Annotated in this window: 27 protein-coding genes and 1 other annotated feature; of the genes, 8 read left to right on the top strand and 19 right to left on the bottom strand. The window is 38.8% G+C overall.

Annotated features, from left to right (window positions below; translation table 11 throughout):
* Nucleotides 1-337: 337 nt before the first annotated feature.
* Nucleotides 338-817 (bottom strand): 23S rRNA (pseudouridine(1915)-N(3))-methyltransferase RlmH, encoded by a 480-nt coding sequence (gene rlmH, locus CUS89_RS09135; protein WP_104871875.1) that lies wholly within the window; start codon nucleotides 815-817, stop codon nucleotides 338-340.
* Between the two features lie 429 nt (nucleotides 818-1,246).
* Between rlmH and CUS89_RS09130 the strand changes: the two genes are divergently transcribed.
* Nucleotides 1,247-2,551, top strand: a complete 1,305-nt coding sequence (locus CUS89_RS09130; protein WP_104871874.1) for a S1C family serine protease — start codon at nucleotides 1,247-1,249, stop codon at nucleotides 2,549-2,551.
* A gap of 48 nt (nucleotides 2,552-2,599) precedes the next feature.
* On the opposite strand, the gene ytpR is transcribed toward CUS89_RS09130, so the two are convergent.
* The 4 genes from ytpR to pepA all read right to left on the bottom strand — a co-directional run bounded on the left by ytpR (nucleotide 2,600) and on the right by pepA (nucleotide 5,475).
* On the bottom strand, nucleotides 2,600-3,205 hold the full coding sequence (gene ytpR, locus CUS89_RS09125) for a YtpR family tRNA-binding protein (RefSeq protein WP_104871873.1): 606 nt from the start codon (nucleotides 3,203-3,205) through the stop codon (nucleotides 2,600-2,602).
* A 269-nt stretch (nucleotides 3,206-3,474) separates the two neighbouring features.
* Nucleotides 3,475-3,930: a universal stress protein gene (locus tag CUS89_RS09115; protein WP_019724277.1), complete on the bottom strand. Its 456-nt coding sequence runs from the start codon at nucleotides 3,928-3,930 to the stop codon at nucleotides 3,475-3,477.
* Nucleotides 3,931-3,951: 21 nt separating this feature from the next.
* Nucleotides 3,952-4,272 carry a thioredoxin family protein gene (locus CUS89_RS09110; protein ID WP_104871871.1) on the bottom strand — a complete coding sequence of 107 codons (321 nt, stop codon included), beginning with the start codon at nucleotides 4,270-4,272 and terminating at the stop codon, nucleotides 3,952-3,954.
* Between the two features lie 123 nt (nucleotides 4,273-4,395).
* Nucleotides 4,396-5,475: a glutamyl aminopeptidase gene (gene pepA, locus CUS89_RS09105; RefSeq protein WP_065096936.1), complete on the bottom strand. Its 1,080-nt coding sequence runs from the start codon at nucleotides 5,473-5,475 to the stop codon at nucleotides 4,396-4,398.
* Between the two features lie 200 nt (nucleotides 5,476-5,675).
* On the opposite strand from pepA, the gene CUS89_RS09100 reads away from it, so the two are divergent.
* Both CUS89_RS09100 and CUS89_RS09095 read left to right on the top strand, forming a co-directional pair.
* Nucleotides 5,676-6,026 (top strand): PepSY domain-containing protein, encoded by a 351-nt coding sequence (locus CUS89_RS09100; protein ID WP_019724280.1) that lies wholly within the window; start codon nucleotides 5,676-5,678, stop codon nucleotides 6,024-6,026.
* Between the two features lie 139 nt (nucleotides 6,027-6,165).
* Entirely contained in the window at nucleotides 6,166-7,125 is a 960-nt protein-coding gene (locus CUS89_RS09095) for a glycosyltransferase family 2 protein (RefSeq protein ID WP_104871870.1), read from the top strand.
* A 36-nt stretch (nucleotides 7,126-7,161) separates the two neighbouring features.
* Here CUS89_RS09095 and CUS89_RS09090 read toward each other — a convergent pair whose 3' ends face one another.
* Entirely contained in the window at nucleotides 7,162-8,619 is a 1,458-nt protein-coding gene (locus CUS89_RS09090) for an NAD-dependent succinate-semialdehyde dehydrogenase (protein WP_104871869.1), read from the bottom strand.
* Nucleotides 8,620-8,832: 213 nt separating this feature from the next.
* Between CUS89_RS09090 and CUS89_RS09085 the strand changes: the two genes are divergently transcribed.
* On the top strand, nucleotides 8,833-9,213 hold the full coding sequence (locus CUS89_RS09085; protein ID WP_065096934.1) for a PH domain-containing protein: 381 nt from the start codon (nucleotides 8,833-8,835) through the stop codon (nucleotides 9,211-9,213).
* 115 nt (nucleotides 9,214-9,328) lie between these two features.
* Here the strand turns inward: CUS89_RS09085 and CUS89_RS09080 are convergent, their stop codons facing one another.
* The 6 genes from CUS89_RS09080 to pepV form a co-directional block, all read right to left on the bottom strand.
* Nucleotides 9,329-9,514 (bottom strand): hypothetical protein, encoded by a 186-nt coding sequence (locus CUS89_RS09080; RefSeq protein WP_019724296.1) that lies wholly within the window; start codon nucleotides 9,512-9,514, stop codon nucleotides 9,329-9,331.
* Between the two features lie 136 nt (nucleotides 9,515-9,650).
* The gene (locus CUS89_RS09075) at nucleotides 9,651-9,830 is read right to left on the bottom strand and encodes a hypothetical protein (RefSeq protein WP_065096932.1); all 180 of its coding nucleotides are present in this window, start codon (nucleotides 9,828-9,830) and stop codon (nucleotides 9,651-9,653) included.
* Between the two features lie 265 nt (nucleotides 9,831-10,095).
* On the bottom strand, nucleotides 10,096-11,454 hold the full coding sequence (locus CUS89_RS09070) for a glycoside hydrolase family 1 protein (protein ID WP_104871868.1): 1,359 nt from the start codon (nucleotides 11,452-11,454) through the stop codon (nucleotides 10,096-10,098).
* 57 nt (nucleotides 11,455-11,511) lie between these two features.
* On the bottom strand, nucleotides 11,512-12,843 hold the full coding sequence (locus tag CUS89_RS09065) for a PTS sugar transporter subunit IIC (RefSeq protein ID WP_104871867.1): 1,332 nt from the start codon (nucleotides 12,841-12,843) through the stop codon (nucleotides 11,512-11,514).
* A 170-nt stretch (nucleotides 12,844-13,013) separates the two neighbouring features.
* Nucleotides 13,014-13,718: a GntR family transcriptional regulator gene (locus CUS89_RS09060; protein ID WP_104871866.1), complete on the bottom strand. Its 705-nt coding sequence runs from the start codon at nucleotides 13,716-13,718 to the stop codon at nucleotides 13,014-13,016.
* Nucleotides 13,719-14,025: 307 nt separating this feature from the next.
* Nucleotides 14,026-15,444 carry a dipeptidase PepV gene (gene pepV / locus CUS89_RS09055; RefSeq protein ID WP_104871865.1) on the bottom strand — a complete coding sequence of 473 codons (1,419 nt, stop codon included), beginning with the start codon at nucleotides 15,442-15,444 and terminating at the stop codon, nucleotides 14,026-14,028.
* A 142-nt stretch (nucleotides 15,445-15,586) separates the two neighbouring features.
* Here pepV and CUS89_RS09050 point away from each other — a divergent pair, with 142 nt between their 5' ends.
* From CUS89_RS09050 to CUS89_RS09040, 4 genes are all read left to right on the top strand, one after another.
* Nucleotides 15,587-16,414 (top strand): NAD(P)H-hydrate dehydratase, encoded by an 828-nt coding sequence (locus CUS89_RS09050; RefSeq protein WP_104871864.1) that lies wholly within the window; start codon nucleotides 15,587-15,589, stop codon nucleotides 16,412-16,414.
* 14 nt (nucleotides 16,415-16,428) lie between these two features.
* The gene (locus CUS89_RS09045; RefSeq protein WP_104871863.1) at nucleotides 16,429-16,887 is read left to right on the top strand and encodes an acyl-CoA thioesterase; all 459 of its coding nucleotides are present in this window, start codon (nucleotides 16,429-16,431) and stop codon (nucleotides 16,885-16,887) included.
* Between the two features lie 76 nt (nucleotides 16,888-16,963).
* Entirely contained in the window at nucleotides 16,964-17,131 is a 168-nt protein-coding gene (locus CUS89_RS16095; protein ID WP_169823213.1) for a hypothetical protein, read from the top strand.
* A gap of 183 nt (nucleotides 17,132-17,314) precedes the next feature.
* A complete protein-coding gene (locus CUS89_RS09040) occupies nucleotides 17,315-17,992 on the top strand; it encodes a GntR family transcriptional regulator (protein WP_104871862.1) in 678 nt (225 codons plus the stop codon).
* Nucleotides 17,993-18,044: 52 nt separating this feature from the next.
* Here the strand turns inward: CUS89_RS09040 and CUS89_RS09035 are convergent, their stop codons facing one another.
* From CUS89_RS09035 to infC, 7 genes are all read right to left on the bottom strand, one after another.
* Nucleotides 18,045-18,449, bottom strand: a complete 405-nt coding sequence (locus CUS89_RS09035) for a hypothetical protein (RefSeq protein ID WP_104871861.1) — start codon at nucleotides 18,447-18,449, stop codon at nucleotides 18,045-18,047.
* A complete protein-coding gene (locus tag CUS89_RS09030; protein ID WP_104871860.1) occupies nucleotides 18,424-20,553 on the bottom strand; it encodes a hydantoinase/oxoprolinase family protein in 2,130 nt (709 codons plus the stop codon). Before CUS89_RS09030 ends, CUS89_RS09035 begins: the two co-directional genes overlap by 26 nt.
* Before the next feature lie 36 nt (nucleotides 20,554-20,589).
* Nucleotides 20,590-21,927 carry a citrate transporter gene (locus CUS89_RS09025; protein ID WP_104871859.1) on the bottom strand — a complete coding sequence of 446 codons (1,338 nt, stop codon included), beginning with the start codon at nucleotides 21,925-21,927 and terminating at the stop codon, nucleotides 20,590-20,592.
* A gap of 360 nt (nucleotides 21,928-22,287) precedes the next feature.
* Nucleotides 22,288-24,108, bottom strand: a complete 1,821-nt coding sequence (locus CUS89_RS09020) for a DUF3329 domain-containing protein (protein ID WP_104871858.1) — start codon at nucleotides 24,106-24,108, stop codon at nucleotides 22,288-22,290.
* A gap of 240 nt (nucleotides 24,109-24,348) precedes the next feature.
* Nucleotides 24,349-24,708 carry a 50S ribosomal protein L20 gene (gene rplT, locus CUS89_RS09015; protein ID WP_104871857.1) on the bottom strand — a complete coding sequence of 120 codons (360 nt, stop codon included), beginning with the start codon at nucleotides 24,706-24,708 and terminating at the stop codon, nucleotides 24,349-24,351.
* 53 nt (nucleotides 24,709-24,761) lie between these two features.
* Entirely contained in the window at nucleotides 24,762-24,962 is a 201-nt protein-coding gene (gene rpmI / locus CUS89_RS09010) for a 50S ribosomal protein L35 (RefSeq protein WP_010736566.1), read from the bottom strand.
* Between the two features lie 71 nt (nucleotides 24,963-25,033).
* Entirely contained in the window at nucleotides 25,034-25,558 is a 525-nt protein-coding gene (gene infC / locus CUS89_RS09005; RefSeq protein ID WP_010736567.1) for a translation initiation factor IF-3, read from the bottom strand.
* A gap of 44 nt (nucleotides 25,559-25,602) precedes the next feature.
* Nucleotides 25,603-25,732: a sequence feature (ribosomal protein L20 leader region), on the bottom strand.
* Between the last annotated feature and the right edge of the window lie 12 nt (nucleotides 25,733-25,744).

The raw sequence follows: 25,744 nt of genomic DNA, 5'->3' as shown, positions 1-25,744 counted from the left end.
TGATGGTTGATTTCTTGCAACATTATTTTTATAAGCGATAGGCTTTTGTCCTTTATACGTTGACCTTCTTAAACTAAATACGCATTTCATCTGAATTATTTTCATATTTAAAACGATTGAAGTGGTTTTTATTATTTCATAAAAAAATTAGCCCTTTGATCAAATAAAATAACTAATAAAATTAATTTTACATCTTCTTTATATTTTTATTTTAATATAATAATCAATTTAAAAATAAAACATATCATAAAACGTCGTTTTGGTTTCATAATCGTTAAAATAACATTAAAAAAAGACCGTCATTTATTGACAGTCGATCTTGATAGGGATAATTATTTCATTTGTGGTACGGAGCCCCCGTATTGATTCGAAACGCGCGATAAATTTGTTCAACGAGGATCAGGCGCATCAGTTGATGCGGATAGGTCATTTTGCCGAAGGAGATTTGGGCATTGCTGCGTTGCATGACGTCATCGCTTAATCCTAATGAGCCACCGATGACAAAGACGAGCTGGCTTTTTCCTTGGATGCCTAATTGATCGATTTGCTTTGCAAAGGCTTCACTGGTAGGATTTTCGCCTTGGATCGCTAAAGCATAGACAAATTCATGATCTTTGATTTTTGCGAGTATACGCTCGCCTTCTTTTTCTTTGACTTGGCGCATTTGGGCATCGCTAAGATTTTCTGGTGCTTTTTCGTCAGGTACTTCTATTAGTTCGATTTTCCCATAGGCTTTCAGTCGCTTAACGTACTCATTGATTCCTTGAATCAAATATTTCTCTTTTAATTTTCCTACTGAGATGATTTTTATGTTCATAATTATTTCCTTTCCTCATTCTTCCAGGTCGATTTATTCCTTTCTTAATTATAATTGAGGATGCTTATTCAAGAAAGTGATTTAAAAAAGTTTTCCCACATAGTTATACACATCTTCCACAGGTTTATCCACAGTTTATCGTGGTTTTATTGCTTATTTCATAAGTATTTCTTAAGCAAACATATGTTTCGCACAGATTTTTCCACTTTTTCCACAATTTGTTGATAACTTTTATGGACAATTATACGCATTTTTTACAAATACTTTTCCACAATTTCTGTGTATAAGTTTGTATTTAATTTTTTCATCTGAAAACAATTATTTTTCCTAATGTTTTTCATAAAAAGTTCACAGTCTGGAAGTAGACTAAATTTAGTAAATAAGTCTATACTTAACTTATCTAGAAAATAATAAATGGAGGCAGATCACATGGACAGAAGAGATGTGACACCAAAAATGAAAAAAAGAAAATCTAATGGCATTTGGCGAAAGCTAGGTCTTGGCGTAGTTGGTGGCGTGATTGGCGGATTACTGACTTTCGGTATTTTTTATGCAGCAACTGGAGGTGGTAACTCAGTAACGACTTCTTCTAGCAGCGGGACACAAAATGCATCAGGCGAAACAGTTGTCGAAAATGTAAAAGTCAATGTAGATTCAGATATCACTTCTGCAGTGGATAAAGTGCAAGGAGCAGTTGTTTCTGTTATCAACCTACAAAAACAAAGTTCATCATCTGACCCGTTTGGTTCATTATTTGGCCAACAACAAGAAAGTAGTGGCGAAGATGGCGAATTGCAAGCTTACAGTGAAGGTAGCGGTGTGATTTATAAAAAAGAGGGCGATTCCGCTTATATCGTGACGAATAATCACGTTGTCGATGGACAACAAGGACTAGAAGTTTTATTAAAAGATGGAACAAAAGTGAAAGCAGAATTAGTCGGTACAGATGCTTATACTGATTTAGCTGTTTTAAAAATCAGTGCTGATAAAGTCGATACTGTTGCTTCATTTGGCGACTCTGCTTCATTGAAAGTCGGCGAACCTGCGATTGCGATTGGTTCTCCTCTAGGTTCTCAATATGCAAACTCGGTGACATCAGGGATTGTTTCTTCCTTGAATCGTCAAGTAACAAGCTCGAATGAATCTGGTGAAACGGTCAATATCAACGCGATCCAAACAGATGCGGCGATCAACCCAGGGAACTCCGGTGGTCCGCTAGTCAACATTGAAGGACAAGTCATTGGTATCAATTCAAGTAAAATTGCTTCGACTTCCGATTCCTCAAATGTAAGTGTTGAAGGAATGGGTTTTGCGATTCCAAGTAATGATGTCGTAAATATCATCAATCAACTTGAAAAAGATGGAAAAGTAACACGCCCTGCACTGGGTATCACAATGACCGATCTTTCCGCCGTTTCTACACAACAACAGGAACAGATTTTGAAATTACCTTCTTCTGTAACAAATGGCGTGATCATTCGTTCTGTTCAACCAGCAACACCTGCGGAAAAAGCTGGCTTAGAACAATATGATGTCATTACAAAAATCGATGACACAGAAGTCTCATCTGGTGTCGAATTACAGTCTGTGCTTTATGGTAAAAAAGTTGGCGACACTGTGAAGATCACTTATTACCGTGGCGAAGAAGAAAAAACTGTAGATATCAAATTGACCATTGATAATACTGCATTAAATCAAGGAAATTCAAATAGTTCTAATGACTCAAATAATTAATAAAAAAGACGGCTGCCTCAGTGGAGGTAGTCGTCTTTTTTATTCATGCTAGTTTTTGAATGCTTCGCCAACTATCGCATCTTCAGGTAAAACTAAGATGCCTTTTTTCTCTGGGGCGTTAGGTACGTGAAGTTCCTTTGCAGAGCAAATCATGCCGTCACTTTTGACCCCTCTTAATTCTCCAGGCCAAATCATCATACCGTCTGGCATCATTGCACCAGGTTTGGCAACGACTACTTTTTGACCAGCTTCGATATTCGGTGCGCCACAAACGATTTGCAAGACTTCACCACCATCTACTTCTGTTTCAGTTACAGATAAATGATCAGAATCTGGATGGGGTTCACAAGTTTTGACATAACCGACAACGATTTTCGGTTGGTCGTCTTTCTCCAATGTTTCTTCAAAGCCAGCTTCTTTGATCAAACGGTTCAATTCAGCTAGTTGTTCTTCTGAGATCATTACTTGGCCATTACCTTCAATTGTTAGATGATCTGAGATATGGAAAAAGTTCCATGCAACGATTTGGCCAGATTCATCTTTGATCTGCGCAACATTCCATTTGCGAATAGCGGTATTTTCCGTCCCTTTATCGTCGGCTACGATCACCATTAATGTGTCGCCCACATGTGCGCGATTATAAGCAAAAATCATTTTGTTTCCTCCAATATCATTTGTTGAAGTTGTTTTTGATTTATGGCAACTGAATACATCGTACTTTCGGGAAACCCAACGTAGTCCAGCGCCAAACTCTCTTGCTTTATCTTAACAAAAAAAGGCGGTTCTTGCATGATAAATTCTCTTAGAAAAACTTGCCGGAATAAAAAGAAAGCACGGATCACAAAAAAAGACGAGGAAACGAAATGCACCATCTTTCGTTTCCTCATCTTTTTTGTTCAAGGATCTGCCTATTGAATCAAAAACTAGGCTTCTCGTGGTTCTGAAACGACTAAGACATCACACGGAGCTTGTCGAATCACGTAGCTTGCCACACTCCCAGTCATAAAACGTTCAACAGCATTCAGCCCTGATTGACCGATCATGATCAAGTCGATTTGATATTTCTTTGGTAGTTTTACTGCCATGGATTCTCTGACCGAACCGTAAGCCACAATACCTTCTATTTTTTGATAGTCAACGGATTTTCCGTAATTTTTACATTCTTCAATCAATTCTTTTGCTGATTCAGTCTGTTGATCGATCAAGGATTGGTCAATAGGCGTATACCCCATAAATTGATAAAATTGTTGGTCGATCACATTCGTCACGTACACTGTGCCTTCATTTCTACGAGCCACCTCGACAGCTTTTTTGAATGCAGCAAACGCTTGCTCGCTTCCGTCAATTCCAACTAATATTTTCTTATATGCTTGTTCCATTTTTCCCACTCCTCTCGTTTCTCACTGCTGGATCGTTTTTGTTAAAAACTGTTCGATTTCTTCTTTTGTTTTACGATCTTTATTGACCAGACGACCTAGCTCTTTCCCATCTTTAATGACAATAAAACTTGGAATACCGAAAATATTCCATTCTGCTGCTAAGTCGATATACGCATCACGATCCATTTCGACAAATGTCCACTCTGAAAAATGACGTTCGATTTCTGCCATTTGAGGTTTTATAAAGCGACAATCGCCACACCAATCGGCAGTAAAGAAAAAGATATGATTGCCTTTTTCAACATAACCAGCTACTTCTTCAAGACTTTTAGGAGTAATCATAGGTTCACACTTCTTTCTTATTCTATATTCTACTTAAATTATACACCTTTACAAAAAACTGACCAAACTATATCTAAAAAATAAAAAACGAGCAAAAGCGGATAGCCTTCACTCGTTGATTACTTATTTTCCGTAAACGATCGTATTCACCGTTGATTTATCTAAGCCCTTCAATGTTTGGATCAACATTTCTCTGGCTGCTTCAAAGTCACGGATACTAAACATCGTTTGATGCGTATGGATATAGCGTCCAACTACACCGATAACGGTACTTGGGATACCTTCATTTTGTGTATGAGCAGCACCAGCGTCGGTACCGCCTTTTGATACAAAGTATTGATAAGGAATATTGTTTGTTTCAGCAATATCTAGTAAATATTCACGTAAACGTGGCAACATGATCAATCCTGGATCTTGGATACGCATCAATGTGCCTTCTCCTAGATGACCAAATGTGCCTTTTTTCGTTACTGTATCGTCTGCAGCAGAGCAGTCTACCGCAAAGAATAGATCGGGTTTGAATTTGTTCACAGAAGCTTTTGATCCGCGTAAGCCCACTTCTTCTTGGACGTTGGCGCCGGCGATCAGCGTATGACCTAGTGTTTCTTTTTCTAGGGCTTCTAATGCTTCCAAGACCATCGTGCAACCGTAGCGGTTGTCCCATGATTTACTGATGATGTTTTTGCCATTTGCTGTTTTGATTGTTTCTGCAAAAGGTACGATCGTATCTCCTGGTAAGACACCAAAACTCATTGCTTCTTCTTTTGATTCAAAACCAGCATCAAATAAAATATCAGTTACTTCGACTGACTTTTGACCGCTTGTGCCACGTAATAAATGTGGTGGAACAGAAGAAGAAATACATGGGTAATTTTTACCTGATGACGTCTTCAATGTAAAGCGTTGAGCCGATACTACATAAGGATTCCAACCGCCTAGCGGAACCACTTTGAACAATCCGTTATCTTGGATCTGTGTCAACATAAAGCCAACTTCGTCCATGTGTGCTGCCACCATGACACGAGGTGCATCTGCTTCTTGGTGGTGGCGTAATCCAAAGATCCCACCTAATCCATCTAATTGTAATTCATCAACTAGGGGCTCCATGTGTTGCTCCATGTACGCGCGGATATCTTGTTCAAAACCGCTTGTTCCTTGTAATTCTGTTAGTTCTTTGATACGTTGAAATGTTTTTTCATCCATAATAATGATCGTCTATAATTCAGACTTGTCTCCTTTCAATCTCAGCTTTGATTTGTCTTAAAAAATAGTATCTGGACAAATCTATCGTGATTATTATACCGTATTTTATTTCAAAACGGTTATTTATTTCAAAGAAAATCAGATAGTGTGGTAAAATAAAGCCAAAGAAACTTGTGAAAGTGTAAAGGAGGGCAAGCAGCATGTATGAAGAAAGTGAACAGGCCTATTTCAAAGGTGGTTTAGCTGTCGGACTTGGTTTAGGATTATTAAGTGGCGTGGCAACTGCACTATGGTACAATCGCAACAAAACGATGTCCGCTGATGAAGTCTTAGCTACCATCAAAGAAGCATTTTTAGATGAAGGCTCGATTGAAGGCTCCTGGATCTCTTTTGAGAAAGAACCGACACGTAAATTTGCAATTCATTCAAAAGCTTATCGTGGTGGGATTTCTCGCATAGAAGATGGTGAAGTCGTCTATTATGAATTTTTAGCAGATGCCTATACTGGTACTGTTTTAGATATTTCTAGAAAAAAAGGAACAGATGCTTGATTTCATTTTTTAAAAGATTCTCTTAGAAATAGGCTTTCCTATGGATAAGAGCTTCTTTTTTTGCATAAAAACTGGTATAAACGTACATGATAGGTTATGCTTAGTTTAAACTTTTTCAATTTATTTAGGAGAGTGAAAAATGAATCACACAGAAAAAATTGCTGTCCTGATTCCTTGTTATAATGAAGAAGCAACGATTACCACAGTCATTGCCGACTTTAAACGAGAATTACCAGAAGCAGATATTTATGTATACGACAATAACTCAACGGACAACACTTACGACTTAGCAGTTGCAGCGGGTGCTATTGTAAAAAAAGAACCTCGTCAAGGTAAAGGAAATGTCATTCGTCAAATGTTTTTTGATATTGATGCAGACTACTACTTGATGGTAGACGGAGATGATACTTATCCAGCCGAAGCCGTACATGGACTTTTAGAAAAATTACGTTCTGGCGAAGCGGATATGGTCATTGGCGACCGTCTTTCTAATGGTACTTACTTTGAAGAAAATAAACGTGCTTTCCATGATTTTGGTAATAATTTAGTCAAAAATACGATCACTCGTTTATATAAAACAAAAATAAGAGACGTGATGACTGGCTATCGCGGATTTAACCGTATTTTTGTCAAAAGCTTCCCGATCATGAGTGCTGGATTCCAAATCGAAACGGAATTGACCATTCATGCCTTAGATAAAAAATTCAAATTAGTTGAGCTTCCTATTGATTACCGCGATCGCCCAGAAGGTAGCGAATCAAAATTGAATACCTTTTCTGATGGCTTCAAAGTCATTATGATGATCATTAAAATGTGTAAAGATTATAAACCAATCCTATTTTTCAATATCTGGACAGTCATTTTCTTTTTAGCTGGTCTGTTCACTGGGATTCCTGTCATTCGTGAGTTTATGTTGACAAGCTTTATTACTAAAGTCCCTTCAGCTATTTTAAGTACAGGATTGATGATCCTAGCTTTACTTTCACTAGTTACCGGTATGATTTTAGATACGGTCGTTACGAATGCAAAGAAAGAGTACGAACTGAACCTCTATCATGTTTATCATGAGTATCATCAAAATAAAAAAGAAGAGAGATGATTTTATGCAATCATCCTCTTCTTTTTATCTTATCATTTATTTCTCTGATGCAATCGTCACAAACTTCACTTCGACATATTCCTCTACCCCAAAAGTTCCGTTCTCACGGCCAAACCCTGAATGTTTGACTCCCCCAAATGGTGTCGCAGAATTTGAGATCGTCGTATCATTGACACCGACCATGCCATATTGCAATTTATTGCTTACATTGTTGATCGTATGGATATTCGTCGCAAAGAAATATGATGCTAAACCAAAAATCGTATCATTGGCATCTTTGATTACTTGTTCTTCGTCTTCAAATGTAATGATTGGGATCACTGGTCCAAATGTTTCATTGTAGAAAATATCCATTTCCTTTTTCACGCCATCTAATACTGTCGGTTCAAAGAAGAAGCCATTTACATACTCTCCGTCCGTCAGACGATGACCACCAGCCAAGATTTCTGCTCCTTTAGCTACTGCATCTTTTAATTGTTCTTCAACTTTTTTTACGCCTTCTTCATTGATCAATGGCCCCGTAGTTGGATCGTCTAACCCATTTCCAACAGTCACTTCTCTGATTTTTTCCACAATCAATTTTGTTGCTTGTTCTTTGATTTCTTTATGGATAAAAATTCGATTTGGTGACGTACATACTTGTCCATTGTTGATAAATTTCGTTTTGATCAATGTATCGACTGCTAATTCTACATCGGCATCTGGAAAAATAATAAATGGCGCATGTCCACCTAGCTCCATAGAAACTTTTTTCAAGGTAGGTGCTGCTTGTTCATTTAGAATTTGTCCAACTTCTGTTGAACCTGTGAATGTGATTTTTTGGATATCATCCGATTCAGACAAAATCTTTCCAATAGTTGAGGAGTCCCCCATGACGATATTTACGACGCCATCTGGAAAGCCAGCTTTGTGGAATAATTCCATCAACGCAAGTGCTGATAGAGGTGTTGATTTTGCTGGTTTTAAGATCACCGTACAGCCTGCGGCGATTGCCGGAGAGATTTTACGAATGATCATGTTGGATGGAAAGTTCCATGGTGTGATGGCGCCGACGACACCTACTGGTTGTTTACGTGCTTGCCATTGTTTCCCTTCAGGTGAAGGAATGATTTCTCCCATGATTCGTTGGCCTTGCGCTGCATTCCAGCGAAGGTTTTCGACATTTGTTTGGATTTCTGCCGTCGCTTGAGCAAGCGGTTTCCCTTGTTCCATCGTCATGATTTTTGCTAAACGTTCGCTGTCTTCTTCTACTAGATCAGCCATTTTATTCATTAATTTTGCTCGTTCGCTTGGTGCTGTTCTTGACCAACCTTCGAATGCCTTGTTGGCAGCTTCAATGGCTTCTTTTGTCTCTTTTTCGCCACCTTGTTGGACGCTTGCTAACGTTTCACCAGTTGCTGGATTGACGACATCAACTGTTCCTTCAGAGCCTTCAAGCCATTTGCCATTAATATAAAGATGAGTTTCTACTTGCGGTAAATCATATTTCCCCATAGTTTGCCTCCTCTATTCTTAATTACATAACAACCGTAACATTAATAAAGTCAAACCTCAAACCATCTGTTTAACGTGACTTTGTCTGACTCAGCCTTACAAATTCAATTTTTTTATTCTTTTGAAGAATAAATTGCTCGTTCATTCAAAAGCTTTGTTACAATGAAGTAGATTACTAAAATGATTTTATCCTACGACTAAAGGAGTGTTTTTATGGGGCTATTTGATGGCTTGATGGGTAACGCTACCCAAAAAGATACAACCAATATCACAAGAGAAGTTCAAGAGATCCTGATTCCAATGGAACAGGTAGAGTTAGCGTTCAAATTAGTACGTGATTTGATTATTTTCACCGATCGTCGGATGATTATCGTCGATAAACAAGGAATGACTGGTAAAAAAAGCGAATATAAGTCGATCCCTTACCGTTCGATTTCACGTTTTTCGATTGAAACAAGTGGACATTTTGATTTAGATGCCGAATTGAAAATTTGGATCTCTAGCGCAGAACTACCCGCTGAATCGTTACAATTTAGAAAAGATAAGAATATCATCGCCGTACAACAGGCACTTGCAACAGCTGTTTTATCTTAAACTCATAATCAATATAAAGAAGCCTACTCATCCAAAACTTGAAGTATTTTGGGTGGGTAGGCTGATTTTGAAGTGTTGTCGACTTCTGCAAAAACGCTTCTAGAGACTTAAAATTTTATAATACATAGCCTTCATTTTTTTGATCTTTTGCTCTTTTTTCTTTAAAGTCTATTTTGTCTGGTTTAAATTTCTTCATATTTTTCTCTTTGATTTTACTGATTTCTGCAAAAGAACGTTGTTTGATACTCTCAATTTCTTGTCTTCTTTTTTCTTTTATCTTATCTAGATCTTTTTCTTTCATCTTGCTCTCCTTTCTTTTTGAAGAAGTTTGGTTTCTAAGATTCACTGTAACCCTACAAATCTAGAAAGTAGCATCAATCGAACAAGAGAGTGGGACGTTCAAGTATCTTCTATTCATATTCTAGATTTTTGAAAATTTATCTCTCTTTATTTTTTTCACTTTGCCCAATAGCCTGAGAATCACCACTGTGTGATACTTCTTTACTATCTTTAGTTACTTCTTTATTTCTGTCGACTTCATTTAATGCTTGCTCTTTGACTGTTGCTAAAATTCGCGCTTTTCTTTCTTTAAGACTTTCTAGTGTTTCATGTTCCATCGTAATCCCTCCTTTAGCAATTATTCTACTGAATAAATGGATAAAGAATGAACAAATTTTTTTTTGAAAATAAAAAAAGTATTTCCTCCAAACTATAAAGAGAAAAATTACTGTTGGATAGTCGCTCGTGAACATTCAGCAGACTAACTGTATTATTGATTTATCACTTCACTCTTCAAACAAATAAGAATATACAAAAAACTGCATGTATCCACTTGATCCAACGAATACATGCAACTATCTATTTTGCTATTATTTACTCACTCTATAAGCCTTGTTCTTTTTGAAGAAAATCTTTGAACCAATGAAAGCTTTTTTTAGGTACGCGTTTCATATCACGCAGATCATGATTTCCTCTATTAACGTAAACCATCCCGTATCTCTTTTCCATATCACCCTTTGAGCTAGGTAGATCAATTAATCCCCAGCCTAGATAGCCCAGTACTTCACAGCCATCCATGCTCATTGCATCTTGCATCGCTTTAATATGTTGTTCATGGTAATAAATGCGGTAGTCGTCTTGAATAGGTGTATTGCCATCCCAATTTTCCTGCGTGCCTATCCCATTTTCAACGGGGAAAATCGGTAGATTGTATTTTTGGTACATCTTGTTGATGATATCTCTAAAGCCAAGAGGATCAATTCCCAGATTCCACTCATTCATCGAAACAAATGGATTTTCCACTTCACCATACGTCAAATAATAGTTTGGTGCAACATCTGCTGGAATGTTTTTATGGCTGATACTTCCGGTACAATAGTAACTGAATGCTAAATAATCGCTTGTTACTTTTCCGATCTCAGCAAGTTCTTCCTCGGTCATATCTACGTTCAAATGCTGTTTTTCAAACGTCAAAACTTGTTTCGAATAACCACGTCCACAAAAGGCATCCAAAAGATTCTGGTTGATAAATTCATCCCATTCTCTCGCAACCAATACATCTTTGGGGTGATTAGTCGCAGGGTACATATTAGAATAAGCTAACATCCCACCGATTTGTCCCTCTGTTGTTTCATGGATATAGTTGGCGATTTTGGCATGTGCGACCATGATATTATGCGCGATTTGATGAATATTATCCGCTGTATCTTCCGTATTCAATGTTCCTCCATATAATAGTGCCAAAGGTGTTGAATACAAATTTTGTTCATTGAAAGTCACCCAATATTTGACTTTACTTTTGTAGCGATCCACCATTTTTTTTCCGTATTCCACAAAAGCATCTACGACATGTTTACTCATAAAGCCATCGTAATTCTGCGCAAGATGAAGCGGCATATCAAAATGATAGAGACATAGCATTGGTTCAATATTCCGTTCTAACATCGCATCGATATAACGATCATAAAATAAGAGTCCTTCTTCATTGAATGCCCCATCACCTGTTGGATTGACACGTGACCAAGAAGTTTGGAAGCGATAAAAGTTCATGCCCATTTCTTGCATCAAATCAAGATCTTCTTCATATCGGTGATAGCGATCAATCCCATGCTTCCAATCCGAAGTAGTTTCAGTCGCTTCCCGAACGTCATAAACAGACAAGCCTTTTCCGCCTTCGTTCCAAGCGCCTTCTGTTTGCATACTTGAGGAGGAATCTCCCCAAAAAAATTTTTTCTTTCCCATCTTCTCATTCCAATCATTATTCTAATTTTTCAATTATCTATTCCATTCATCAATCTTCTAAGAAAGACTCATCTCAGCATTTGTACGAGCAACCCGTTCACTGATTTTTAAGAATGGCAGATAGAAGAAGACTAACGCGACGATAATGACTGCTTGAACAACAATTGCTCGCCAATCACCTGCAGTTGCTAAAAAGCCACTTAAAAACGGTGGTGTTGTCCAAGGAATGGTCACCACACAGCGATTGACTAGCTCCATTGATGTTGCTAAATAGCCAATAGTCGTACCTACGATCGGTGATAATACAAAAGGAATGATCATCGGTAAATTGAAGACGATCGGTAATCCAAAAATCACAGGTTCATTGATGTTGAAAATATTAGGACCTAACGCCAACTTAGATAAATCTTTATATGCTTGATAGCGACTAAAAAGTAAAATTGCTATCACTAAAGCAATGGTCGAACCCGTACCACCCATCAAAGCGCCATATACTTGGTGGAACGCTGAGTTGATGATGTGAGGAGCAGCTTCACCATTCGCAGTAGCTGCCATATTCTCATTCATATTTACCATCAATAATGGATCTAGGATCGGACCGGTGATGACAGATTGATGGATACCGAAAGAAAATAGTAAGTTTCCAAAGCAAACTAAAAACAAGTAGCCAAAAAATGAAGTCCCTACACCACGTAATGGCTCTTGGATGAATTGTTCAATGATTCTCATAAAATCATTTCCTGTTAGTTGGATCAAAAATGAAGCAAAGGCAAACAATGAAACGACAATGATCAATGGGAACATCGTGTTAAAAGATTTTCCGACTGCTGGCGGTACACTATCTCCTAAATTGACTTGCAATTTCTTAGAACGTGTCAGACGAATGTATAGCTCGGTTGCCAATAATCCAGTAATGATGGCAGCAAAGACTCCTTTTGAACCAATATTCCCGTAACTGATGACCCCACTGATTTCTACAGCCGTTTCCCCATTGATCGGCGTTGTCTCGATCATAGTTGGAAGCAACGTCAAAAATGCTGGAACAACAGCAATCACAACCCCAATTGGGTTATCATATTCTCTATTTTTTGACAAGAAATAGCCAATGGTGATCACAAGAATAATCCCAGTGATATTAAGGGTCGCGTTCGTAATGATCGATCCCCAGTTTTGCCAAGATGCCATTGTGTCCGCGCTGATCATATTTTGGAACCAACCTGACGGATCTAACACGACCGAATTAATTAAAATAGCAATACCTGCTAAAATGAATAAAGGCATGATAGTAGCAAACGAATCACGTAGTGTTCTCAAATAAATTTGATTGCCGATTTTTTGTGCTGTTAAAACAAATTTCCCCATCAAAGCTTCCCTTTTTTTCACATCCATTTATTTATGCCTCCTGAATTGTCTATAGTTGTATATCAACTTCTAATACAGAATATCACTTGAAAACGCTTTTGTAAATACTTAATTAAAATTAGTGTATACTTATTTTTATAAAAAATAAAAAAGACCACACTTGATAGTTTCAAGTACAGTCTTACAAACGTCATTTTCTAATTGATATCTGCTACTATTTTTCCTGATGTATAGGGATATCTTGTCTTAGATAAATCAAATGGCGTACCATCATCAAAAAAGACGATTTGATTGGTTTCTAAAATCGGTTCTCCTACCTCGATCTCAAACTCTTCACTGTCTAAATGATTTGCCTTTGAAGCAATGATCACTCGACGGGCCGCACTGACCACATAACCCAACTCTTCTCTGATATAGTTATAGATAGACCCCTTTAAAATCTCTTCATCCAAATCTTTGATGTACTTAAGAGGCATGATAGATGTCTCTATACTTCTCGCCTCTTCATTTACATACCTTACACGTTTGATGTCATAGACCGGATCAGTCGCTTTTATTTTCAGTTCCTCAGACTCATAAGAAGTGGGGAAACGCACGTCAAAGCGGATGATTTTACTGGTCACCTCCGTCCCTTCTTGAGCAGAAGTCCCGAATACGCTATTGATCTGGGTCACATTCTCCTTGTCCTTTTTAATGTTGCTTCTCACATATGTCCCCGATCCTCGCCTCGTGTAAAGTAAAGATTCATCAATCAATACCTGTATGGCTTTTCTGATAGTTACTCGACTCGTATTATAGGTTTTTGCCAATGCTTCTTGGTTTGGCAATAGCTCCCCTTCTTTAAATTCACCGTCGATAATCTTATTTTTCAAGGAGTGTGCGATTTCGATGTATTTAGGCATATTCATTTCACCTCCAAAATTTGTATACACTTATTATAATATTAGATTAACAAACAAATGTAAACAACCTTTACAACTATAACTAATAAATAAACAAATGATCAATTAGCCAGTCGCTTGTTCATTCATTGAAATCATCGCTTTTTGAAGCCAAAAAAACCTTCAGAGAAGTCCAATTCTCTGAAGGCCAAGTATCACTCAATTCTTTGTCATTTGTTGCCTATTGTTTTTATCATGTTATATCTAAGTTAGACATACAACTATTTCTGACTTTTCCAAGGAATGTTGAAGTACGAATAAAGATGATTTACTTCGCCAAACGATAGATGGCATCTGCATAAATTGCTGTAGCACGGAATAAGTCATCTAGACTCATAAATTCATTTGCTTGGTGCATCGTATCTGTGTAGCCTGGGAACATTGCGCCATACGCAACACCACGTTTCAATAAGCGTCCGTATGTGCCGCCACCGATGATTTGTTCGTAGCCTTTTTCGCCGGTATGATCTTCGTACACTTGTAATAATGTTTCGACCAACGGATCATCCATTGGTACATAATGTGGTTCCATCACACGGGCACCACGAGTAACTGATGCACCTTCGTCTGCTACTGTTTTGTTCAGTTTGCTTTCTAATTCATCTGTAGTCGTGCCTTTAGGGAAACGGAAGTTCATGTTGATGTAGTTCTCTTCTTCTGTCCCATTTTCTTTAAACGCAAACAATCCAGCATTCATTGTTAGTTTACCCATTTTTTCATCTTCGTGGGCAACGCCTAATTTCTCACCATAAAAGTCTTCATGGACGTAAGTAGCTGCCACATGGATGAATTGTTTAGCTGCACCGATAAATTCGTAATCATCAAGGAAGTTTGCTAAGAAAGAGCCGGCATTGATCCCAGATTGTGGGCTTGCGCCATGTGCACCTTTTCCGACTACGTTGATCGTAACAAATGTATGCTCTGCTTCGATCGAACCGTTGATTGGATTTGCTTCAATAAATTCATAAAATGCCTTTTCCAATGCAACTGCTGCATCTGCGCTTGGTACTTCGATTTTTGCAGTCGCTGTTCCTGGCACCATGTTTTCACGTAAACCTGACGTAAATGATTTCAATACATAGTCGCCGGCGTTATCACCTTTAAAGCGGAATGCGAAAGAAACATTGCCTTTTTCTCCGTTGATGATCGGGAATTCCGCATCTGGTGAGAAACCGAAATCAGGTTCTTCTTCATGTTCAAAGTAGTAAGCCATGTCTGCCCAACCACTTTCTTCGTCACTACCTACGACAAAGCGAACTTTTTTCGATAATTCTAAGTCTAGGTCTTTGATGATTTTCATCGCATAGTAGGCTGCCATACTTGGTCCTTTGTCATCACTTGAACCACGAGCAAAGATTTTTCCGTCTTTGATCACTGGTTCGTAAGGATCAGTATCCCAGCCATCGCCAGCGGGCACAACATCCATATGACCAAAAATACCTAAGGTTTCGTCTCCTTCACCTAGATCGATGTGTCCTGCGTAATTGTCCACGTTTTTTACAACGAAGCCATCACGTTCACCATAAGCAAGCATGTGTTTCAATGCGTCACGAGGCCCAGGTCCAAATGGTGCATCTGCAGTTGCTTTTGAATCATCACGTTCACTGCTTACGCGTAAAAGATTTTTTAAGTCTTCAAGCAAGTCTTCTTTACGTGCTTCGACTTCTTTTTGCCAATTGATTGTCATAAAGTTACTCCTCCACTCATTCAGTCTACGAGTTCATCATAACATAAATCAGGCGAATTGTTTAAAAAATCAGACAACGGATAAACGAAACAGTTTTTTCCATAAATATTATAAGCTATAATGAAAAAAAGGAGGCTTTCCCATGGAACTAAATGAACAATTACTCCAACAAGTGATTACTCCTCGCCCCATCGAATCTCATAAAGGTACATTTGGTAAAGTCCTGTTGATTGGCGGAAACGAGCAATTCGGTGGTGCGATCATCATGAGCGCTTTAGCAGCTGTCCATAGTGGGGCTGGCTTGACAACTGTTGTAACAGATCCTAATAATCATGTGGCCGTCCATAGTCATTTACCAGAAGCAATGGTGGGGGATTGGACAAATAAAGAAACATGGTATTCGGCTTTTGAAGATGCGGATGTCTTACTAATTGGTCCGGGATTAGGAACCAATCAACAAAGCCTTGAACTTCTGCAATTTGTCTTGACCAACCAAACAAAAAAACAATGGTTAGTCATTGACGGTTCTGCTTTGACATTGCTCGCTACGCATTCCCTGGATCTTCCTTATCCAGAGCACACCGTTCTCACACCCCATCAAATGGAATGGCAACGTGTCAGCGGATTGAGTTTAGAGGAACAGTCTAGAGAAAATAATCAGCTGAAGCAACAAGAATTAGGTGCATCACTTGTTTTAAAAAGTCATCAAACAACGATCTATGGGCAAAATGGGATCTATTACAATACAGCAGGTTCACCAGCCATGGCAATAGGTGGCATGGGGGATACGTTAGCTGGTATGATTACTGGTTTTTTAGCTCAGTTTCCAAAAAATGACCAAACGATCAGTGCCGCTGTCTATTTGCATAGCTTTATCGGCGACCAATTAGCAAAAGAGCGATATGTCGTTTTACCAACTGAAATCAGTCAGCAGATCCCAAGATGGATGCATTATTTTAGTCAAAGATAAGAAGGAGCATCACAATGGAAAAATATACCGGCTACCTTAGAGAGCCTTTTTATTACGAAACCGATCAAATGGGTATCATTCACCACAGCAACTATATCCGCTGGTTCGAAGAAGCACGCGTTGCTTTATTAGAACACTTAGATTTTAGTTACAAGAAAATCGAAGAACAAGGCATCATCATACCTGTACTAGGCGTAAGTTGTGAATACAAAGAAATGATCCGTTATGGAGACAAAATTTTGATTAAACCAATGATCGAAAGCTATACAGGCACACGGTTGAATTTTCGTTACGAGATCTACGGTACAGAAGATCAACGTTTACGGACGACTGGAACAAGCCAACACTGTTTCTTGCTTGCAGAAAACCAACGTTTAGTCAAACTAGGTCGTGTCAATCCTAACTTGGATCGACTGTTTAAAACTTACGCAAACATCGACGCAGCCCCTGATTCTGCAACAGAAATGAAATAAAAGAAAAAATAAGTGTTTATTCTTGCCTTTTAACCCCCGATTTGTATAATGGAAAGAAAAAAAGCAGGTGATTATAATGTATGTCGTGAAAGTACTACACGGTTATATTGATAAAACTGGCTGTCGCACACGTGAAAAAAACCCGGAAACCTTGCTTGTCTTCAAAGACAAAAAAGAATCAGAAACCTTTGCCAATCAAATCGGTGGTCGTGTCAAACAACTGCAGGAAGTTCGCCCAGATTGACTGTTGCTTTCGTGAAAGGATGAGATGTTCGCCCCATGGATATGTATTGAAAAGAGTCGACAAACCAATCGTTTGCGGCTCTATTTTTGTGTTTCTGTTCGCTGATCAGCTCGTCCCCTCCCTTACTCTATTCTCAGGAAAGGATATGCTATACTAGGTATAGCTTTTTGAAAGGGGTGTTCTATGGGGAACAATTTGCAACAACAAGCATACGAAGCTATCAGGCAACAAATCATCTATTCTGAATTAGCTCCGGGGAGTAAGCTTTCTGACAGATTTTTAGAAGAACAATTAGCAATCGGACGCACGCCGATTCGGGAAGCATTGATCCAACTTAGAAATCAGGAATTGATCAAAACGATTCCTCAATCCGGTACATATATCTCAAAAATCGACATACGTTCCGCAGACTTGGCACGTTACATGCGAGAAAAATTAGAACAACCGATTTTACAAGAGTGCAGTGCTAAAATGAACGATAGAGCGCATCAGCGCTTGGAGATGATTTTAGAACAGACAGATCAAGCAATCTTAGCACAAGACAAAAAAACCTTCTTTCTTTTAGATAAAGCCTTTCATCAAATGTGTTACAAAGTCGCGGGCAAAGAAGAAATATGGACTTGGCTTGAAAGCTATAGTACTCATTTAGATCGTTTCCGTTGGTTACGCTTGACGATTTCCGAATTAGATTGGGGCCGTGTATTAGATGAACATCAACTCCTGTTGAAATCTATGAAAGAACATTCACTTGATGAAGTAGGCTTCCTTTGTAACCTCCACCTCCATATGATCATTGAGGAACAAGAACAAGTGATTCTACATTATCCGAGTTATTTTGAAACAATCTCTTCTGAAGCATGATGAAAAAAGGCGTAGCCTCCCGAACTTTCAGGAAGGACTATGCCTTTCTTATTCAAAACGACTGAAATGACTGGACGAGATGCTCACACAATTGCGGATCATATGGCCAAGTCATAGCGACTTCTAACACATATGGTGAGAATCCCACGTTATTCAACTTCTCCGAAAAACTCATTGCTGCAATTTCACTCAATGCTCGGATCTTAGACTGATGACGATACCCAAAAAATCGCCATAGTTCTTGAATATTCCTTGTACAATACTTTCGGTTGATCGTTTCAGCTAGCGTCTTTCCACATTCTCTCGCTAGTGCCCCCCATCTTTGTTGTTCAGAAAGCGAGACCTTCTCTACTAAAAGCTCTCGTTGAAATTGATAATCACACCACTGTTCATCAGAAATCGTCCGTAATTTTAAAATCAACTCATCTAGTTTATTTTTGCTTGATATTCCCCGCAATCACAATCACTTCTTCCTCTGGATCTAACATCGAGATTTCTAACTCCATCAAGAGTTGTAATTGTTCAAATTCTGTCGCCGAAAAATCTGCGACACGTGCGCCGATACATAGATAAAATTCTGGACGAGCAATCAGTTCAGTCTGATAGACCGCAAGTTCATCCCATAACTGTTGGACAGCGAAGAGATATTGTTCAGCTGTGGTTTTTAAACATTTGGCATACCCTCTTTGAACTTTGATAAATCCTTTTTGGTCGATGATCCGTAATGCGCCGATCGAATGTTCTGGACTATTTTCCCCAATCACATAGAAGAAGTCAGTATTCGCTAATAAGGAAACAGCTTTTAGAGGCATCCGCAGGTCTTCTGACGCTATTGACAACGCCTCATTTTTACTGATCTGTTTTGTTAAATCAGTCGCTTTGACTTCCGTTGATCCTGTGGCAATTGCCGTGATTTTTGAGGTTTGAGGATCAATTTCAACATGGACTTCAATCGATTCCGGTGTGGCGCCAGATTCGATTGCTTTATTCATCGCTTCATTTTTCAATCCTCGAATATCTTCTTTGCTTGGTGAAGGAATGATCCGTTCCACTACATCTCTCACCATCGCTAATGCCACACCGATCGAAGAAATCACTTCTGCATTTTCCGGTATGGAGTACTTAACACCCATTTTCCGACTAAAATAGGTGATCAAGGAAGCTGCTCCACCGCCTACACCCACCAAAGAGATTTGTTCTTTCTCCAATTGATATTTTTCTGCCAGTTCCAAAATAACTGGTTCGATTTTTGCATAAGCTTTTGCCATGATCTGCTCAGCGATATCTTCCACAGTAGTCTGACAATACGCAGCCAAAGCTTCCATGGCTTTTCTTGCGGCTTGTGCATCACCATAGGAAAAGTGTTCTTCTTGGACAAGACCAAGAACATTCGCTGCACAAGAATTGGTGATAGTGACCTCTTTTCCGTCTGCCAAAATTACTTTGACATAATCAGCCGGATCTCCTTCAACAGGGGAGAAAAAGACGACTTTCGGTTGATCGATTTTTTCAATCGGTGTGAATACAGCATAATCCAACCCGGCGATATGGGCAGAACGTGGTCCTACATCAAGAATCCCTGTCCGATCTGCCCGAACCATCGAACCACCGGCAACACCTAAGACACGAACATCTAAAGAGGAAATATAGGTCGCATGCCCGCCGACCACTGAGTAATCGATGGCAGGACGCCCATTTCTGATGACACCAATATTTGTCGTTGTCCTTCCTACTTCAAAATACACACCATTCGAGGCACGTAAATACATCAAAGAACCCATGACAGAGGCAGCTGGTCCTGAAAGCATCGTTAAAACTGGCCGCTTCTTCATTTCAGCGATTTCCATTACCCCACCATCGCCACGCATGATCATCAAAGGAACATTGACACCGGCAGCTCTAACCGAACGTTCAGTCGACGTCGCTGTCTCCAACATTTTAGGCAAAATCGAGGCATTGATCGCTGCCGTTCGCGTTCGTCTCGTCAACCCATAAAGCTTAGTGATCTCAGAAGCCATCGTTGTTGGTATCCCTTGTTCCGAAGCAAGGGAATAAATGACCTGTTCCGACTCACTATTATCTACGCCAAAAGCCATTGAAGAAACCAAAACTTCCGCCTGTTCCTTTTTCAGTGTAGCAATCGTCTCTAACACTCGTTCGTTTGTCAGTTGTTTAAGTGGCAAGAAGACATTTGCGATGTCTATTTTTCGATTATTCCCTAAATCGATCGGGGCTAACCGAGTTTGTCTTTTCGCCAAAAAACCTTCGAACCCGCCCTTCGCCATTCCGATCACTCCTACTTTTGCCACATCTCCTTCAATCAATGCATTTGTTGCTTGGGTCGTGGAATGCGCGACAAAAACGACATCTTCCGGGCTGATCAGATTTTCTTGCAAACAATTTTGAAACGATTGTACAACCCCGGCAGCTACCCCCTCTGGATGGTGGTGCGTTGTTTTGACAGATGATTTACCGATGATTTCATGTGTCGCATTGTCGATTGCGACTGCTTTTGTATGGGTACCACCTACATCGATGCCCATTCTTACTGCACGCTTCATTTTTGCATCCTCCAAATTTTTTACTTTCTATACCTATCAAAAATTACCATAAAGGATCAACGTCAAGATACAGACGATCACACCGATCGCCCACCCTGTCGGAATCGATTTTTTCATGAATTCACGAGAGGAAACCTTTGTATACCCTAATCCCCATGCAATCCAGGATTGAGTGATATCTAAATGCTGCGGCGCAATGGTCGTTGTCGCAAATAGTGGAAATAAAAAGGCCACGGGCATCGTCGGATTGACTGCTAAAACTACTGCTAAAATCGCTGATCCCGAACCGACTAGACTCAACGGACCACGGAAAAACCCGAGAGGGGTCAACAATGCAAAGGCAAGTGCCAATACAACAGGTGTCTGGGGAATAAAATCGCCAAGGATCGCAGAGAAATAAGAAGAAGCATACACCGCCGAATTATTGAACATCGCTAAAGTCATCAAAAAGCCAACCATTGGTGCCACATCTGTTGCTCCATCTGTAAATAATTTAGCGAATTGCCGACAGATCTCCTTGTATCCCCCACGTAATTTCCCTGTAAATAGCAACGCCCAGATCCCTGCCAACATAAAACCAAGAATGATCGGGATTTCTAACACCACCACTCCTAACACAGGTATAACGACTGCCAACCAAGAAATCATAGGCGCCTCTCCACCTTCTCGTGGAAGTTCAGCCGCCATTGCATAGCGTTTCTTCGGGTTCATTGATATATTAGCTACAAGTAGAACGATCACTAAACTCACGACCATGCCAATCATCCCGATTTGAAAGTAATCATTGTATGTATAATTTTCAGCCGCAGAATTAAATCCCGCATAGATCGTTTGATATTGCTTGAAATTGACAATATTCGCAAAGATCCCTGCCATGATCGAACCCATGAATGCAAATAGAGCAACTGGTGCAGCAATTCCTAACGACATCAAGATCGGTAAAACGATGACAGCAATCGAAATCACTGGGCCAATCCCGGTCATCGACATAAAAATAATTGCCGTCACAAGACATAAAAGACTCATCGTGATCCGCGGTTTATCACCGCCAAGCTCCACGACTTTCCGAATCAACGTAGCCGCTATCCCACTATCTACCAATACTCGACCAAAAAAAGCACCAAAGAATACATTCACTAAAATTGATTTCGCATACTCTGCTGGACCAGTAGCATATACATGGGTCAACACATCAATGACTGACTGTCCTTCCATTGCGGCATTCTGTGAGAAAAAATTACCAATCAGCGCTAACCCCATCCAAATCGTCGCCATGATCGCTAAACCGACCATCAAATTAAGTCCTTTGACACAATACCAAACCATAAAGAAGAACGACAAAATCAACAACATACCAATAATCATTTCACTCATAGACTCACTCCATTCTATTTCATCTCACTGATATATCAGTTGGGTTCATTCTACCTCACCGAGAAATCGCTTTCATTAAATATTGACGACAGAACAAGGACATATGATTAAAGAAGATTCATTATGGGCTACTAAAATGTTTTTTCAAAAAACATTTCATTTAGCTAACTATATAAATAGATTTACTATCTAAGATAAAAAATAAGCAATGATCACCTCTCTTTTCAAAAAAATATCATGTACTTTATTTATTGGGTTATTTCAATCTATTTATAGATAACAGAAATTTTATTGAAGAATGATAGATATAAAAAAACACACCTAAGCAAGCTTAGACGTGTTTTACTTTAAATCCTATATTTATCTTGAAACGGTCACTCCCTGTTCATTTGAAGCGATGTTTACCGCATCCATGATCCGACCGTCCTCAGATAATACAATAATATTGACACCTGTTTTATTTCTTGATACATCAACGCCGTCGATTTTAATTCTAGAAAATTGTTGCTCCTCATAAGATGTAAAACTAGAAACCATTGAGATGTTCTTATCAGTGAGTTTTTGATTAACCTCATTATAATTTTCATTTTGCGCAAGAATAGGACTCTGATTCGCTTGATGAATACCAGTAAAATTCCAGTCATGAGTAAACTTCTGTAAATCAAGATCCGGTAAAAGTTTTGCTATTTCCACTGCTAAAGCTTCACTCATTTGTTGGGACTCCCCTGCACCAGCAATCAGAACTGTATAATCTGAGTCTTCTAATTCTTTTAGATATTCCTGATAATCCCAAATGTTCATCAAGGTTGGATCTCCATTTTTATAAATCGTATTCCAAGCATCTTTAGAAACCGATCGAATCGTCTCTAAGTCAAAATATTTAGCATTTGAACGGTTGATCTGGGAGTCTATGCTCGCGCCAACGTGTGACAGCGCGCTAGAATATGCTGGATAGGGCATCCCTTCATTTGCATTGAAATCAGCGATCAAAGAATTCAGATTCCCTTGCTTTTTCTGGCTCTCCACATACCTATATTGTTCGTTGATATCACGATAAGACTGAATGATCCCATGCACACCTAAGACAAAGGAAAATAAAAACTGAACAATGAGAACTGAGCTGATCACACTATAAAAACTTCCAGCTGTCGTCTTCGTTAATTTATCTGGCCATTCGATTAACATCGCAATGATAATATACAATGCGCCTCCAAAAAATGAACGCCCCCAGTTAAGTCCTGTTGGTGAAAGAGACAATACATAGATAGTTGCTAGTCCGGCAAGTACATATACATACGAAAGTCGGAACCAGTTTTTATGTTGGTTAAAAATAATACCTAATGCAATTAAAATAGCCGCTAAAACAAATAATTGCAAACTGTTTTCGTAAAGAGTTCGTGTGATTGTAGAAAAACCAGAATATAGCTTGTGAGGAAGCGACCATGCACTACGGTCAAAGTACGTTGCTCGTATCGCATTCCCTGGAGCCGCAACCATCATCAATAATCCAAAGATTGCTCCACCTAAGCCTGAAAACAACCATACCTTAAACGGTCTTTTCTCTTTATAGATAAAATAGATATACCCTAAAACAACAAGAATTGCTCCACCAGATGTATTTTCATTACACCATCCGGCAAGTATCCCTAAAACTGTCATAAAAATAATCTGTAACGGTTGATTAAATGGTAATTCTCGGCCATTTGTATAATAGCGGTGATACATAGAAAGGAAACTAATAATGAGGATGCCACCCCATAGATAATTTGCCGCTCCAGTCTCCCATAAGATCGTTTGTCCGAAAGTTGGGACAAATAACCAAATCAACAAATTGATCATTAAATATTTAAACACATAAAAATTCTTATTATCTTTAGTTGATATTTTATAGATCAAAATAGTTAGTAATACATAAATCAATGGATTCATAAAATTGAATACGATTTTTGGCATCAATAAAAATAAACGCGCAATGATATGGACCACTGATCGACCTGTCCAATTCATGTATTGCATATATTCGTCATGGAGAATAGTTGAAAAACTTGTTGTTTTGTACATGTATTCAATATCATCTGCAATCAATGGCGTTAAAAAATTCAAGATGACCATGACTACGTAAACAGAAACTATCACAATCATCTTCTTATGTTTGCAGATACTATCGATTATTCGATTCATTTTGTTCTTCCCTTCCAACAATTATTTAAGTGATTACTTATGAATATTATTATAACATTTTAAATCGTTGGATGCTCTTAAATCAAGGAACACTATTCGTCAATTTATTTATATTAATTTTCAAATTCTTTTAGATCTTTAAAATAAAGACGTGATTCGTTATGGAATAACAAATTAATGAAAATAAAAACCCCGCTCAATAAAGGCGGGGTAAACGTTGGTGTACCAACGTTAGTTCGATTATTTGCTTAAAGCGTCTTTTGCTTGGTCAGCTAATGCAGTAAATGCTGCTGCATCATGGACAGCCAAGTCAGCTAACATTTTGCGGTTGATGTCGATTTCAGCTAATTTCAAACCGTGCATCAATTTTGAGTAGCTTAAGCCATTCATACGAGCCGCTGCGTTGATACGAGCGATCCACAATTTGCGGAAGTCGCGTTTCTTTTGACGACGATCGCGATATGCGTAGTTGTATGAATTCATTACTTGTTCTTTTGCTGTTTTAAATAAAGTGTGTTTTGAACCGTAGTAACCTTTTGCTAATTTCAGCATTTTTTTGCGACGTTTACGAGTTACTGTTCCACCTTTTACACGTGCCATGTATAATTCCTCCTAATAAAAATAAATCTTTAAATTTCAGTTATTTTACGTTCTTATTTCATTTTTGCTAGTTGTTGACGAATACGTTTGAAATCGCCACTAGAAACCATGCGCGCTTTACGTAATTGACGGCGTTGTTTTTTAGTTTTACCGTGGAAACGGTGACTTGTAAACGCACGGAAGCGTTTCAATCCGCCTTTACCAGTACGTTTGAAACGTTTTGCTGATCCGCGGTGTGTTTTTTGTTTTGGCATGACTATATTTCCTCCTCAAAATCTTTCGTTATCCGACTATTGACTGTCCAACAATCAGTTAGTCATTCAAATTACTTACTGTCGTTTTTCGGTGCCAGCGTCAAGAACATGCTGCGTCCGTCCATTTTCGCTTTTTGTTCCACTGTTGCAATATCAGCAGTTTCTTCAGCTAAGCGATCCAAGACTTTTTGACCAATTTCTTTGTGGGTAATGGCACGGCCTTTGAAACGGATAGAAGCTTTCACTTTATCGCCTTTCTCTAAGAACTTACGTGCATTACGAAGTTTTGTATTGAAGTCATTCAAATCAATCGTTGGACTTAAACGAACTTCTTTTACATTGATCACTTTTTGTTTTTTACGCGCTTCGCGGTCTTTCTTTTGTTGCTCGAAACGGTATTTTCCGTAGTCCATGATTCGCGCTACTGGTGGTTTCGCACCTGGAGCAACTAACACAAGATCCAAGTTTGATTGTTCTGCAATTTGCAATGCTTCTGCTTTTGACTTAACTCCTAATTGCTCACCATCTGAACCGATCAATCGTAATTCACGTGCACGAATGCCGTCGTTAACCATCATATCCTTTGCTATGGTCATTCACCTCCAAATATTATGAGAGAAAGAAAAGCTTACCGAATGAACGGCAATAAAAAAAACGAGTTCTTTTGATAGAACCCGCACGTACTCCATCTATACTACATATAGATGAAAACTATCTAGCCCAGTGACTGTATCAACTAAGGCGAGAAGCGGGTGCTTCTGCTTTTATTTCTCAACTTAATT

It is taken from the genome of Enterococcus mundtii (genome assembly GCF_002947535.1).
GTDB classification, from domain to species: domain Bacteria; phylum Bacillota; class Bacilli; order Lactobacillales; family Enterococcaceae; genus Enterococcus_B; species Enterococcus_B mundtii_B.
Note: the sequence above shows the minus strand (reverse complement) of the source record. Positions and strands in the feature narration are given on the sequence as shown.